We start from the raw sequence: 12,605 nt of genomic DNA on the forward strand, positions 1-12,605 counted from the left end.
TAAAGAGAATTAAATCGTTTACATATTATTCTAAGAGAAAAAATAAGTGAAAAAGGGAATAATATAACAGTAGGTCAATGCTTACTAATACAGATGTAAAAAATAAAAACACGTTTGTGTAGTAGAAACCTGCATATTATTTATAAAAAAACGTATTCAAAGTAATTGACATCGTAATTAGAATAGTTGTAAACTAAAAAACGTGATCAAGATTGTATTAATATGTTTCTGAAAAAACATTAGTACAGATTGTTAGGTACACAAAATTATTCTCAACCGACATACAAACATGTTGGTTTACATCGTTGCGCTTTTTAAACTGGAAAATAGCCAGTGAAAGCGTTTCAGAATATGGTTCAAGAGAGGAAGAGGTGAACGGAATGGGTACTAAAACAAAAAAGACCCTATTTAATGTTGATGAGCAAATGAAAGCTATCGCAGCTCAATTTGAAACATTACAAATTTTAAATGAAAACGGTGAAGTTGTGAATGAAGCAGCTATGCCTGAATTATCTGATGATCAATTAAAAGAATTAATGCGTCGTATGGTGTATACTCGCGTATTAGATCAACGTTCTATTTCTTTAAACCGTCAAGGACGTTTAGGTTTCTACGCACCTACAGCTGGACAAGAAGCTTCTCAATTAGCAAGTCATTTCGCACTTGAAGCAGAAGACTTCATCTTACCAGGATACCGTGATGTACCACAATTAGTATGGCACGGATTACCATTATACCAAGCATTCTTATTCTCTCGTGGACACTTCATGGGTAACCAAATGCCTGAGAATGTAAATGCATTAGCTCCACAGATCATTATCGGTGCGCAAATCATCCAAACTGCTGGTGTTGCGTTAGGTATGAAACTACGTGGTAAAAAATCTGTTGCAATTACTTATACTGGTGACGGTGGTGCTTCACAAGGTGACTTCTACGAAGGTATGAACTTTGCAGGTGCATTCAAAGCTCCAGCAATCTTCGTTGTTCAAAACAACCGTTATGCAATCTCTACTCCAGTAGAAAAGCAATCTGCAGCTAAAACTGTAGCACAAAAAGCAGTAGCAGCAGGTATTTACGGAATTCAAGTAGACGGTATGGATCCATTAGCTGTATACGCAGCAACTGCTTTTGCTCGTGAGCGCGCAGTAAATGGCGAAGGCCCTACTTTAATCGAGACTTTAACATTCCGTTACGGTCCACATACAATGGCTGGTGATGACCCAACTCGTTACCGTACAAAAGATATCGAAAACGAATGGGAACAAAAAGACCCAATCGTACGCTTCCGTAAGTTCTTAGAAGCTAAAGGCCTATGGTCTCAAGAAGTTGAAGAGACAGTAATCGAAGAAGCAAAAGAAGATATCAAACAAGCAATTGCTAAGGCTGACCAAGCTCCAAAACAAAAAGTAACTGATTTAATGGAAATCATGTACGAAAAAATGCCTTACAACTTAGCTGAACAATATGAAATCTACAAAGAAAAGGAGTCGAAGTAAGCCATGGCTCAAATGACAATGATTCAAGCAATCACTGATGCTTTACGCGTTGAAATGAAAAATGACCCTAACGTACTTGTATTTGGTGAAGACGTTGGTGTAAACGGCGGTGTATTCCGTGCTACTGAAGGTTTACAAGCTGAATTTGGTGAAGATCGTGTAATGGATACTCCACTTGCAGAGTCTGGTATTGGTGGACTTGCAGTTGGTCTTGCACTTGAAGGATTCCGTCCAGTTCCAGAAATCCAATTCTTCGGTTTCGTTTATGAAGTAATGGATTCAATTTCTGGTCAATTAGCTCGTATGCGTTACCGTTCTGGTGGACGTTGGACTGCTCCAGTAACAGTTCGTTCTCCATTCGGTGGTGGTGTTCATACTCCTGAACTACATGCTGATAGCTTAGAAGGATTAGTGGCTCAACAACCTGGTCTAAAAGTTGTTATTCCATCTACTCCATACGATGCTAAAGGTCTTTTAATCTCTGCGATTCGTGACAACGATCCAGTTATCTACTTAGAGCATATGAAATTGTACCGTTCATTCCGTCAAGAGGTACCAGAAGGTGATTACACAATTGATTTAGGTAAAGCTGATATCAAACGTGAAGGTACAGATGTATCTGTTATCGCTTACGGTGCTATGGTTCACGCTGCATTAAAAGCTGCTGAAGAACTTGAAAAAGAAGGTATCTCTTTAGAGGTTGTTGACTTACGTACAGTTCAACCATTAGATATCGAAACAATCATCGCTTCTGTTGAAAAAACAGGTCGCGTAGTTGTAGTTCAAGAAGCTCAAAAACAAGCTGGTATTGCAGCTAACGTTGTAGCGGAAATTAACGACCGTGCAATCTTAAACTTAGAAGCTCCAGTTGTACGTGTTGCAGCTGCTGATACAGTATTCCCATTCTCTCAAGCAGAGAGCGTATGGTTACCAAACCACAAAGATATTGTTGAAGCTGTAAACAAAGTAATGAACTTCTAATTTTTAGCTTTTCATGTGCAAAAGAAATCAGCACATGCTGGTTTCTTTTGTACATATTCCATAATAATGAAATGAATCAGGGGGCTGAATTCCGTGGCATTTGAATTTAAACTACCAGATATCGGTGAAGGTATCCACGAAGGTGAAATCGTAAAATGGTTTATTAAACCAGGCGATGAAGTAAACGAAGACGATGTACTTCTTGAAGTACAAAATGATAAAGCAGTAGTAGAAATCCCTTCTCCTGTTAAAGGTAAAGTACTTGAAGTACTTGTAGAAGAAGGAACAGTTGCAATCGTAGGAGATACATTAATTAAATTTGATGCTCCTGGATACGAAAACCTTAAATTTAAAGGTGACGATCATGATGAAGCTCCAAAAGCTGAAGAAGCAGCAGTAGAAGCTCCAGCAGCGGAAGCTACTCCAGCAGCAACTGCAGAAGTAGTAAATGAGCGCGTAATTGCTATGCCATCTGTTCGTAAATACGCTCGTGAAAAAGGTGTAGACATTCATAAAGTAGCTGGTACTGGTAAGAATGGCCGTATCGTAAAAGCTGACATCGATGCATTTGCAAATGGTGGACAAACTGTAGCAGCAACTGAGGCTCCAGCAGCAGTAGAAGCTACTCCAGCAGCAGCGAAAGAAGAAGCACCAAAAGCACAACCAATCCCAGCTGGTGAATATCCAGAAACTCGTGAGAAAATGAGTGGTATCCGTAAAGCGATTGCGAAAGCAATGGTTAACTCTAAACACACAGCTCCTCACGTAACATTAATGGATGAAGTAGATGTAACAGAACTTGTTGCTCACCGTAAGAAGTTCAAAGCAGTAGCAGCTGACAAAGGTATTAAATTAACTTACCTTCCGTACGTTGTTAAAGCTTTAACATCTGCATTACGTGAATACCCAATGTTAAACACTTCTTTAGACGATGCATCTCAAGAAGTAGTTCATAAACATTACTTCAACATCGGTATCGCAGCTGATACAGACAAAGGTCTATTAGTACCAGTTGTTAAAGATACAGATCGTAAGTCTATCTTCACAATCTCTAACGAGATCAATGATCTTGCTGGTAAAGCACGTGAAGGTCGTCTAGCTCCAGCTGAAATGAAAGGTGCTTCTTGCACAATTACAAACATTGGTTCTGCAGGTGGACAATGGTTCACTCCAGTTATCAACCACCCAGAAGTAGCAATCCTTGGTATCGGCCGTATCGCTGAAAAACCAGTTGTGAAAAACGGTGAGATCGTTGCAGCTCCAGTATTAGCATTATCTCTAAGCTTTGACCATCGTTTAATTGACGGTGCAACTGCTCAAAAAGCGTTAAACCAAATTAAACGTCTATTGAATGACCCACAATTATTAGTAATGGAGGCGTAATAACAATGGTAGTAGGAGATTTCCCAATTGAATTAGATACAGTCGTTGTTGGTGCAGGTCCTGGTGGATACGTTGCGGCAATTCGTGCAGCACAATTAGGTCAAAAGGTAGCAATCATTGAAAAAGCTAACCTTGGTGGCGTATGCTTAAACGTTGGATGTATTCCTTCAAAAGCGTTAATCAATGCAGGTCATCGTTATGAGAATGCAATGCATTCTGATGACATGGGTATTACTGCAGAAAACGTAAAAGTTGACTTTACAAAAGTTCAAGAATGGAAAAACGGCGTAGTTAAGAAATTAACTGGCGGTGTTGAAGGCCTTCTTAAAGGTAACAAAGTTGAAATCATTCGCGGTGAAGCTTACTTCGTAGATGCTAATACATTACGCGTTATGACTGAAGATGCAGCTCAAACTTATACGTTTAAAAATGCTGTTCTTGCAACTGGTTCTACACCAATCGAAATTCCAGGATTCAAATACTCTAAACGTGTTATCAATTCTACAGGTGCTTTAAGCTTACCTGAAATTCCTAAAAAACTTGTTGTAATCGGCGGCGGTTACATCGGTATGGAATTAGGTACTGCATATGCTAACTTCGGTACAGAAGTTACTGTAGTAGAAGCTGGCGACGAAATCTTAGCTGGTTTCGAAAAAGCTATGAGCTCTGTTGTTAAACGTGCTCTACAGAAAAAAGGTAACGTAAATATCCATACAAAAGCTATGGCTAAAGGCGTTGAAGAAACAGAAACTGGCGTAAAAGTTAGCTTTGAAGTTAAAGGTGAAATCCAAACTGTAGAAGCAGACTACGTATTAGTAACTGTAGGTCGTCGTCCAAACACTCAAGAAATCGGTCTTGAGCAAGTTGGAGTTAAAATGACTGACCGCGGCATCATCGAAATCGATGAGCAATGTCGTACAAATGTACCAAACATCTATGCAATCGGTGATATCGTTCCTGGACCACCATTAGCTCACAAAGCTTCTTACGAAGGTAAAGTAGCTGTAGAAGCAATTAGTGGCCATGCATCAGCTATCGATTACATCGGAATTCCTGCAGTATGCTTCACTGATCCAGAACTAGCATCTGTTGGTTACACTAAAAAACAAGCTGAAGAAGCTGGAATGACTGTAACTGTATCTAAGTTCCCATTCGCTGCTAACGGTCGTGCATTATCATTAAACAGCACTGACGGTTTCCTACAACTTGTAACACGTAAAGAAGATGGTCTTCTTGTAGGTGCTCAAGTTGCAGGTGCAGGTGCTTCTGATATTATTTCTGAGATTGGTTTAGCTATCGAAGCTGGAATGACAGCTGAAGATATCGCTCAAACAATCCATGCTCACCCAACATTAGGTGAAATCACAATGGAGGCAGCTGAAGTTGCTCTTGGAATGCCAATTCACATTGTAAAATAATTTAAGTAATGTAAATAGCCCTTCTCTTACAATAAGAGAAGGGCTATTTTTATTTTCATCAAATGACTTGCAAGGTCTTTAAACGTACTTGTCGAATGAATATATAATACTTTAACAAATGATTCAGGCTTAACTTACTTCAAAGGTAATATATATCATCCTATAATATGTAATTGATTCAAACTTAACCCCATATATTAATAAAATAGAGCATGTCAAAGGAGAAGGTTCCATGAAAATATTACATGTTATATTTTATCATTTACTACTATGGAGTGGCTTTTCCACTGTATTAACATTATCGAATGGTGATAAGTTTCATTATAAAGTTATTCTTTTTTTCGTATTTCTATATTTAGCCTATGTAATAGCATATTTTGTATTGCACGTAAGAAAGCAAGCTTTATTTCTTACATGTTCGAATTGTATATTATTTTTAATCATATTATCTATTTTTTAAATTAGCGTTTATAAAAATACATTGTTCTTCCATTAAATAATTGTAACTCTCCTTCTAATTTCTTCGCTAAAAAACGGCAAAATTCATTTGCTTTCCCTTTGTCACCAAATGTTGCATTAGGTGGTAAAGAAACTTGGATGAAAGATTGTTCATTTTCTATACCAACACCAATATAAATTGAGTCATACCGGTCGTGAGTGGATTGAAGTTTTAATGTTGTTGTAGATGTATCTAAAATTTCATAAGGAAAAGCGGTATTTGTATACGTGTAATTAATTTGGGCACCAGTTTTAGAAGTAACTGTTTTATAATAATGAAAAAGTTGTTTTATATCATCTATTGAAACTGATTGTTGGTTGGATTTCGGTACAAGCGTAATAAAGGCGTGTTGCATATAAGTTCCCCCTAGCTTAGTAGAATACTATCATTCTACATCCTACTGAATTTTTTGACAATTAAAAGGAGTATTACATGTTTTGTTTAATATACTATTAATGAAACGTGATGTAGAAAGGTGGAAACTAATGTTTGAAAAATTGTATGATGAGCATGAAAGTGTGAAGGTACGATTTTTAGGGTTTATGACACATGATACACGTTATGATTTTGGTGTTATTTATACAAATATGTTTTTTGGAAAGCCGCTCATTGTTTGTATGCAAACAGGAAGGTCTACTTTACTCGGACGAGATGATGTAGAGAATGTTCAATATATACAGGAGATTTTTAAATTAGGATCAGAAGAGGAAGCAAAGGAGTTAGCTCAGTTTTTCAAATTTCTAGTTCCGTCAACTTCTTTACATGCGGAATATGAAGAATAATTAATGTGAAACAGTCGTACTTATAAATATGGCTGTTTTTTATTTTAATATCGCATACTAATTTAAATTAAAAATATTTAATGTGTTATACTAAAAACCTATTGACGTAAAAAGTATAACATATTAAAATAAAGACAGAAAGTTAAGCGGTTACAAAAAAGTTTTTGGGATTATAAACTTAGGGGGAAATGAAAAATGGGAACAATCGTATGTCAAGATTGTGAAGGTACAATTGCACACTTCGAAGATGAGAAAGTAACGGTACTTTACGGGAAATGTGGATCTTGCGGATGTGATCACACAGAGCATACAAAAGCCCAATAATTGATAGGAAATGGACAGCTAAAAGTTTTTAGGACCATAAACTTAGGGGGAAATGAAAAATGGGAACAATCGTATGCCAAGTATGTGAAGGAACAATCGGACATTTTGAAGATGAGAAAACGACGGTACTTTACGGAAAATGTGGAACAAATTGTGACTGTGCTAGAAAAGATAATGCGAAAGCTTAATGATAAATAAATAGATTACTATTAAAACTCAGGGGGAAATGAAAATGGGAACAATCGTATGCCAAGTATGTGAAGGAACAATTGGACATTTTGAAGATGAAAAATCAACAGTACTATACGGGAAATGTGGATCTCATTGCGAATGTGACCATAAAGAACATACAAAAGCTTAATAATAAGAAAAAGCGCCTACATGTGTAGGCGCTTTTTTAATAAATTGTAGTTGTATGACCAACTGTTGCAACGATTGCATCATCTCTAATTGGAATAAAGCTTATGGATGTCTGTGGTGTACTAGAAGAAGCATATTGGCTCATTATACGGCTATCGATACGGGTAATAGTATCAGTCAAGAAAGCTGAAATAAAAGCGTAAGGGACTCTTCGTTCATTTAATGAATAAATAATTTCTTCTTTTGTTTTTACACCCACGCCATGTCCGTAAAAAAAGAAATTTCCTAAATAGATTGTGTTTTCTCCTTGCCACTCAATCGTAGCTGGATTCACTTGTGGGTTTTTAAAGTAAACGAGGTCACCTGGAACAAGATCGCCACCGTTTTTTGTTATGAGCCTTAGATCTTGATCGTAGTCCCATGTATAAAGTAAAAGATTTGCAAATAGACGATTGAAAGTTTCTTCCTCATACAATGATAGTAAAGCTTTATAAAAAATAATGATCATAGCGGTTGCGCATTCAGTTCCATATAGTTTTCCATTTTTAAAAATATCTTGTATGGCAATAGAAGATGGTATGTTTGGAAGAAGCTCGAATCCTCCAAGGGATGTTCTTTTCCAATACTGGGGGTTGCAAAAGGATTGTTGAAATGTGCGAAACTGAAATCCACTTTGAAAAAGCTCTAGTGCAGAGATAATAATATTAACTCGTAAATTGAGATCAAAGCTGAGTTCATCAGCTGTTCGGAAGGAATAAACTTCTTGATTTCCTGCCATTATTGATAAAATTTGTTGTTTCTCTGCTGCAAATGGCTCATATTCATTTGTAATATAAGGATGTACAATAGAACGGCCTATTACAATCATAATAGTATCCCCACCTATACGTTACATTCTTAAGTATCGTATGAAGAAAAGGAAAAAAGGTGAAAAAAAAAGCCTATCAACTGATAGGCTTGTACTCTTTAATAACACGTAATGTTTGTAAGGTCATATCTTCAGGACCTTGTACAGGTAAACCTGCTTCTAAGTTTTTCCTAATATACTCTAAGTTTTCTTGTGTAATAATTTCCCCCGGAGTAAAGATTGGAATCCCTGGCGGATAAACCATAACAAAATCAGCTATAATACGACCCGCTGCATTTTCAAATGGAATGACTTCTGTTTCCGAATAAAAAGCATCTCGAGGAGAAAGTGCTAGCACTGGAATTTCTGGAATCTCTACTTGTATTTGAACACCTTTATCTGCCCTATTTCTAAATGTTGCTGCTAAATCGTGTAAAGCTGCAATAAGTGTATTTGTATCACTTTCTGTATCTCCCAAAGTGATAAGACATAGTATGTTGTATAGATCTGAGAGTTCTACTTCAATGTTATATTGCTCTCTAAGCCATACTTCAGCTTGGTGGCCGGTAATACCTAAATCTTTTACAGATACAATTATCTTTGTTGGATCATAGTTAAAGGTAGCATCTGTACCTAACATTTCTTTTCCAGGACAGTAAAGATGCTCAATAGAATTTATAGCATCACGAACATGTTCAGCTAATTGTATTGTTTGTTCTATGAGTGCTGTTCCTTCTGTAGCAAGACGCTTTCTCGCAACATCAAGGGATGCTAACAAGATGTAAGAAGTTGATGTAGTCGTAAGCATGCTAATAATAGATTGGACATGCTTTACATTCACTAAGCCTTCTTTCACATTAAGAATAGAACTTTGAGTTAAAGAGCCTCCTAATTTGTGAACACTTGTTGCTGCCATATCTGCACCAGCTTGCATCGCTGACATGGGTAATTCATCGTGAAAATGAATATGAACACCATGAGCCTCGTCGACTAGTACAGGGATGTCATAAGAATGTGCTAATTGTACAATCTGTTCTAAGTCTGCAGCAAACCCAAAGTACGTTGGGTTAATAACAAGTAAGCCCTTTGCATCTGAGTGCTCTTCAAGTGCTTTTTTGACAGATTGAATTGTGATTCCATGAGAAATACCGAGCTTCGGATCGATTTCAGGATGCATGAAAATCGGTTTTGCGCCTGAGAAAATAATAGCTGACATTACTGACTTATGCACGTTTCGTGGTACTAGGATTTTGTCACCAGGACCGCAAACGCTCATCACCATTGTCATAATAGCACCACTTGTACCTTGAATAGAAAAGAAAGTATGATCTGCACCGAATGCAGCGGCTGCTAAATCCTGTGCTTCTTTAATCATACCTTTTGGATGATGTAAATCATCGAGTGGCGCAATATTAATTAAATCAATTGCTAATGCATTATGCCCAATAAATTCGCGAAATGTAGGATCCATGCCCTGTCCTTTTTTATGACCAGGAATATGGAATTGAATTGGATTTCGCTTACTGTGCTCAACTAAAGCGGTAAACAATGGTGTTTCGTATTGGGACAATCTATACACCCCTTCTTCTTCATAATATTTAGTGTAATTTGTTTTATATAATCCTGCTCTAAAAAGTTTAGTCTTTTTAGAATAAGGCTTGTTTTTCTGCCATTCAAAAAATCGTTTTTGAGATGGTAGCTTCACTTTACTTTCTATAAAACAAAAGCATTATATCACCAATAATTATAGATGTATAGAAAAAAATGTTTTTAAGGTGAGTATGTTTAATAGTTAGCCTCAATTAATGAATAGAGGAAGACAATTCCATTAAAATGAATAAATAGTGTATAATGCAGAGTGGCTATAATGAAGAATAAAATATTCTCTTTAAGATAGCATAATGAAACAAGAAGAAATGATAAATGAGGTGCGAAATGGAATATCAATATCCGTTAGATTATGATTGGTCAAATGAGGAAATGGTTACAATTGTTAAGTTTTATGAAGCGATTGAGAAAGCTTATGAAAAAGGGATTATAAGAGAAGAATTAATGGGTTTATATCGTCGTTTTAAAGAGATTGTTCCATCGAAAGCAGAAGAAAAGAAAATTGATAAAGAATTTGAAGAAGTAAGTGGATACTCTATATATCGTGCTATTCAAAGGGCAAAAGAAGTCGAAGAACAAAAGCTTGTAAAAATGTAAAAAATATTTTGAAAAATAAAAACTGAAGTGATATAATGTGATAACAACTAAAAACGGACAATATAAATTGTCCGTTTTCTACTATCGATTACAAAGTGCATATAAAGGAAGGAGTGATTGCATCGTAGATTCAATCTTAGCAAGGAATTGTTCGTTGGTCATTGCTGAAAACTCCTCTGGTGATATATGAATACCAACTAATAATTCTGCTTTTTTTACAGTAGCTAATCGTTCAATCATCTTTTGTAAGTCTTCGGTTTCAAGTGTTTTATGTAATTTCACACTTGGTTTAGTATGGTCAATGGACCAAACGAAGTCATTTGGAATATTTGTTTTTAAATCATTTAAATGTTCTAAGAAGGCATGAGCCGTCTCAACTTTTTGTGGACACTCATAGATTAAACCAAAGTATATGAAGGCATGAGTACCCCATAAGCCGATTTGGAAATGCGGTAGCATTTTATATCCTCGTTTATTTGTTGAAAAAGCAACCCAAGTATCGTTTGGTGGATTGACTTTGCGGCGTGCGTGTTTTGCAACATGATAAAAAAAGTTCTCATCAGTTTGTTTGGATAAGTATTCTGCAAATTGTTCCCCTAAAGCTTCTAGCTTAGGATGAATGTTCGTTTTAATTGCACTCATTCGTTCTTCGAGACCATCAACTGTAAAGACATCAAAATCAGTTGACTTGAATGTTTGTATTGTCATGATTGTTCCTCCAACTCCTATTTTGCTTTTATTTTAGCATAGCTTGTACTATTCATAAAAAAAACAGCACAAAAAAATTTAAATAAAAAAATATAATTTTGTTGCATAGATGATTTATCCAACATAGTATAGTATAAAACAAAAAATCAGAAAATTGAATTAATTCTAGTCCGAGGGCAGACGAATATTGGGAGGAGGCAAATAATATGAGACAGGTGATTAATGCGTTAAAGAGAACAGATGCTGAAAAGAGAATACCGGTGCTACGTTTGGAGCTAGATTATGAATTAGCAACTTTATATGATGCGATGATGGAAGATGATAAACAGAAAAAAGAAGAGTGTGTACAAAAGTTAGAAGTGTTAAGACTTGAAATGATTCGTTTAGAAGCGTAATAATAGTATATGTATAAAAAATTAGTTGGTGCGAACCTTATAAAGGGTTCGTTTTTTCTGTGAACAGTATAGATCGGAGTGTTTAAACATGCAAGAAGTATGGAAAGACATTGATGCACACGCCAAACGGTGGATTCGGGATGCAGGAGAGCATTTAATGGCATCAATGAAAAAAGCACTTATTATAGAAACAAAATCAAATGCAGCTGACTTAGTTACAAATATGGACCGAGAGATAGAACAGTTTTTAATTGGGAAAATTAAAGAAACATTCCCGAATCATAATATTTTAGGAGAAGAGGGTTATGGAGACGAGATAACGTCTTCTGACGGGGTTGTTTGGTTAATTGATCCAATTGACGGCACGATGAACTTTGTTCATCAAAAAAGAAATTTTGCGATTTCAATTGGGATTTATGAGAACGGTATCGGAAAGATTGGACTTATATATGATCCAGTGCATGATGAACTATATCATGCAGTCAAGGGATCTGGAGCTTTTTGTAATGATATATCAATTCCTCCACTGAAAAAAGGAACTGTAGAGCAAGGTATTGTAGCTTTAAATGCGATATGGCTTACAGATAATCCATTGCTTAATATGGAAAGTATGATGGCACTTGTTAAGAAAGCAAGAGGCACAAGATCATATGGCTGTGCAGCGTTAGAGATGGTATACGTTGCAACAGGAAGAATAGATGCATATGTAACGCCGAGATTATCACCATGGGATTTTGGCGGAGGACAGATAATTGTAGAAGAAGTTGGAGGTAAGGTGACGACATTCTCTGGAGCGCCACTTTCTATCATAGAGAAGAGCAGTGTGTTAGTTGCAAAACCAGGAGTGTATGAAGAAGTGTTATCGTTTATATGAGAGCAACAAAAAAAGTAAGAGGCTGTGTATAAGCTTCTTACTTTTTAGCGTTATTGTGATTTGCGCATTTTTCTTTTTGTTACAAAACCGTATCCAACTGTAACAAATGTGCCGATAATGCAAATAATAATACCGATTGGACTATTTTCAGCAATCATAATGCCGATACCGATTAAGAAAATAACACCGATAATTGCAGTTAATAAAAAGCGATATTGAATGTGTTCCATTTCTTCACCCTCCAATCTCATTTTACTTTCACAAAAGTAAGAATACAACTATATTTTCATTCTTGCTTTTATTTTAATTGCTATTGTATCCCCTTCGCTCTTA

General features: G+C 36.2%; 17 protein-coding genes. 12 read left to right on the forward strand and 5 right to left on the reverse strand.

Going from position 1 to position 12,605, the window contains the following annotated elements; genetic code table 11:
• The first annotated feature begins 380 nt into the window (after window positions 1–380).
• The 5 genes from pdhA (at window position 381) to ACK1U5_RS19785 (ending at window position 5,738) form a co-directional block, all read left to right on the forward strand.
• Window positions 381–1,496 (forward strand): pyruvate dehydrogenase E1 component subunit alpha, encoded by a 1,116-nt coding sequence (gene pdhA / locus ACK1U5_RS19765; RefSeq protein ID WP_000536895.1) that lies wholly within the window; start codon window positions 381–383, stop codon window positions 1,494–1,496.
• 3 nt (window positions 1,497–1,499) lie between these two features.
• Window positions 1,500–2,477: a pyruvate dehydrogenase complex E1 component subunit beta gene (pdhB, locus tag ACK1U5_RS19770; protein ID WP_000068168.1), complete on the forward strand. Its 978-nt coding sequence runs from the start codon at window positions 1,500–1,502 to the stop codon at window positions 2,475–2,477.
• A 93-nt stretch (window positions 2,478–2,570) separates the two neighbouring features.
• On the forward strand, window positions 2,571–3,860 hold the full coding sequence (pdhC, locus tag ACK1U5_RS19775) for a pyruvate dehydrogenase complex dihydrolipoyllysine-residue acetyltransferase (RefSeq protein WP_000863419.1): 1,290 nt from the start codon (window positions 2,571–2,573) through the stop codon (window positions 3,858–3,860).
• A gap of 5 nt (window positions 3,861–3,865) precedes the next feature.
• A complete protein-coding gene (gene lpdA / locus ACK1U5_RS19780; protein WP_000260104.1) occupies window positions 3,866–5,278 on the forward strand; it encodes a dihydrolipoyl dehydrogenase in 1,413 nt (470 codons plus the stop codon).
• 232 nt (window positions 5,279–5,510) lie between these two features.
• Window positions 5,511–5,738, forward strand: a complete 228-nt coding sequence (locus ACK1U5_RS19785) for a hypothetical protein (protein ID WP_000697469.1) — start codon at window positions 5,511–5,513, stop codon at window positions 5,736–5,738.
• A gap of 1 nt (window position 5,739) precedes the next feature.
• On the opposite strand, the gene ACK1U5_RS19790 is transcribed toward ACK1U5_RS19785, so the two are convergent.
• Window positions 5,740–6,132, reverse strand: a complete 393-nt coding sequence (locus ACK1U5_RS19790; RefSeq protein WP_001163302.1) for a DUF1885 family protein — start codon at window positions 6,130–6,132, stop codon at window positions 5,740–5,742.
• A 130-nt stretch (window positions 6,133–6,262) separates the two neighbouring features.
• Here ACK1U5_RS19790 and ACK1U5_RS19795 point away from each other — a divergent pair, with 130 nt between their 5' ends.
• The 4 genes from ACK1U5_RS19795 to ACK1U5_RS19810 all read left to right on the forward strand — a co-directional run bounded on the left by ACK1U5_RS19795 (window position 6,263) and on the right by ACK1U5_RS19810 (window position 7,244).
• The gene (locus ACK1U5_RS19795; protein ID WP_000462038.1) at window positions 6,263–6,559 is read left to right on the forward strand and encodes a DUF3055 domain-containing protein; all 297 of its coding nucleotides are present in this window, start codon (window positions 6,263–6,265) and stop codon (window positions 6,557–6,559) included.
• 195 nt (window positions 6,560–6,754) lie between these two features.
• Window positions 6,755–6,883 carry a GapA-binding peptide SR1P gene (locus ACK1U5_RS19800; RefSeq protein WP_000536778.1) on the forward strand — a complete coding sequence of 43 codons (129 nt, stop codon included), beginning with the start codon at window positions 6,755–6,757 and terminating at the stop codon, window positions 6,881–6,883.
• Window positions 6,884–6,942: 59 nt separating this feature from the next.
• Window positions 6,943–7,071 carry a GapA-binding peptide SR1P gene (locus ACK1U5_RS19805; RefSeq protein WP_000536803.1) on the forward strand — a complete coding sequence of 43 codons (129 nt, stop codon included), beginning with the start codon at window positions 6,943–6,945 and terminating at the stop codon, window positions 7,069–7,071.
• 44 nt (window positions 7,072–7,115) lie between these two features.
• A complete protein-coding gene (locus ACK1U5_RS19810) occupies window positions 7,116–7,244 on the forward strand; it encodes a GapA-binding peptide SR1P (RefSeq protein WP_000536796.1) in 129 nt (42 codons plus the stop codon).
• A 36-nt stretch (window positions 7,245–7,280) separates the two neighbouring features.
• Here the strand turns inward: ACK1U5_RS19810 and ACK1U5_RS19815 are convergent, their stop codons facing one another.
• Both ACK1U5_RS19815 and speA read right to left on the reverse strand, forming a co-directional pair.
• Entirely contained in the window at window positions 7,281–8,111 is an 831-nt protein-coding gene (locus tag ACK1U5_RS19815) for a protein-glutamine gamma-glutamyltransferase (protein WP_000635342.1), read from the reverse strand.
• 76 nt (window positions 8,112–8,187) lie between these two features.
• Window positions 8,188–9,660, reverse strand: coding sequence for an arginine decarboxylase (gene speA / locus ACK1U5_RS19820; protein ID WP_000084897.1), 1,473 nt, complete (start codon window positions 9,658–9,660; stop codon window positions 8,188–8,190).
• A gap of 365 nt (window positions 9,661–10,025) precedes the next feature.
• Between speA and ACK1U5_RS19825 the strand changes: the two genes are divergently transcribed.
• Complete coding sequence (locus ACK1U5_RS19825; RefSeq protein ID WP_000456549.1) at window positions 10,026–10,295, forward strand: UPF0223 family protein; 270 nt, start codon at window positions 10,026–10,028, stop codon at window positions 10,293–10,295.
• Window positions 10,296–10,376: 81 nt separating this feature from the next.
• Here the strand turns inward: ACK1U5_RS19825 and ACK1U5_RS19830 are convergent, their stop codons facing one another.
• Window positions 10,377–11,003, reverse strand: coding sequence for a YktB family protein (locus tag ACK1U5_RS19830; protein WP_000155317.1), 627 nt, complete (start codon window positions 11,001–11,003; stop codon window positions 10,377–10,379).
• Window positions 11,004–11,209: 206 nt separating this feature from the next.
• On the opposite strand from ACK1U5_RS19830, the gene ACK1U5_RS19835 reads away from it, so the two are divergent.
• Window positions 11,210–11,398, forward strand: a complete 189-nt coding sequence (locus ACK1U5_RS19835) for a hypothetical protein (protein ID WP_001250164.1) — start codon at window positions 11,210–11,212, stop codon at window positions 11,396–11,398.
• Window positions 11,399–11,486: 88 nt separating this feature from the next.
• The gene (locus ACK1U5_RS19840) at window positions 11,487–12,272 is read left to right on the forward strand and encodes an inositol monophosphatase family protein (RefSeq protein WP_001158703.1); all 786 of its coding nucleotides are present in this window, start codon (window positions 11,487–11,489) and stop codon (window positions 12,270–12,272) included.
• A 50-nt stretch (window positions 12,273–12,322) separates the two neighbouring features.
• Here the strand turns inward: ACK1U5_RS19840 and ACK1U5_RS19845 are convergent, their stop codons facing one another.
• Window positions 12,323–12,502, reverse strand: coding sequence for a DUF5325 family protein (locus ACK1U5_RS19845; RefSeq protein WP_000400127.1), 180 nt, complete (start codon window positions 12,500–12,502; stop codon window positions 12,323–12,325).
• Window positions 12,503–12,605: the final 103 nt, after the last annotated feature.

This window comes from Bacillus sp. XB1 (assembly GCF_053557995.1).

Excerpts from the sequence above, each read along its gene's own strand:
- pdhA (WP_000536895.1), top strand. The coding sequence starts at position 381 with ATGGGTACTAAAACAAAAAAGACCCTATTTAATGTTGATGAGCAAATG.
- pdhB (WP_000068168.1), top strand. The coding sequence starts at position 1,500 with ATGGCTCAAATGACAATGATTCAAGCAATCACTGATGCTTTACGCGTT.
- lpdA (WP_000260104.1), top strand. The coding sequence starts at position 3,866 with ATGGTAGTAGGAGATTTCCCAATTGAATTAGATACAGTCGTTGTTGGT.
- ACK1U5_RS19785 (WP_000697469.1), top strand. The coding sequence starts at position 5,511 with ATGAAAATATTACATGTTATATTTTATCATTTACTACTATGGAGTGGC.
- ACK1U5_RS19790 (WP_001163302.1), bottom strand. The coding sequence starts at position 6,132 with ATGCAACACGCCTTTATTACGCTTGTACCGAAATCCAACCAACAATCA.
- ACK1U5_RS19795 (WP_000462038.1), top strand. The coding sequence starts at position 6,263 with ATGTTTGAAAAATTGTATGATGAGCATGAAAGTGTGAAGGTACGATTT.
- ACK1U5_RS19800 (WP_000536778.1), top strand. The coding sequence starts at position 6,755 with ATGGGAACAATCGTATGTCAAGATTGTGAAGGTACAATTGCACACTTC.
- ACK1U5_RS19805 (WP_000536803.1), top strand. The coding sequence starts at position 6,943 with ATGGGAACAATCGTATGCCAAGTATGTGAAGGAACAATCGGACATTTT.
- ACK1U5_RS19810 (WP_000536796.1), top strand. The coding sequence starts at position 7,116 with ATGGGAACAATCGTATGCCAAGTATGTGAAGGAACAATTGGACATTTT.
- ACK1U5_RS19815 (WP_000635342.1), bottom strand. The coding sequence starts at position 8,111 with ATGATTGTAATAGGCCGTTCTATTGTACATCCTTATATTACAAATGAA.
- ACK1U5_RS19825 (WP_000456549.1), top strand. The coding sequence starts at position 10,026 with ATGGAATATCAATATCCGTTAGATTATGATTGGTCAAATGAGGAAATG.
- ACK1U5_RS19830 (WP_000155317.1), bottom strand. The coding sequence starts at position 11,003 with ATGACAATACAAACATTCAAGTCAACTGATTTTGATGTCTTTACAGTT.
- ACK1U5_RS19835 (WP_001250164.1), top strand. The coding sequence starts at position 11,210 with ATGAGACAGGTGATTAATGCGTTAAAGAGAACAGATGCTGAAAAGAGA.
- ACK1U5_RS19840 (WP_001158703.1), top strand. The coding sequence starts at position 11,487 with ATGCAAGAAGTATGGAAAGACATTGATGCACACGCCAAACGGTGGATT.
- ACK1U5_RS19845 (WP_000400127.1), bottom strand. The coding sequence starts at position 12,502 with ATGGAACACATTCAATATCGCTTTTTATTAACTGCAATTATCGGTGTT.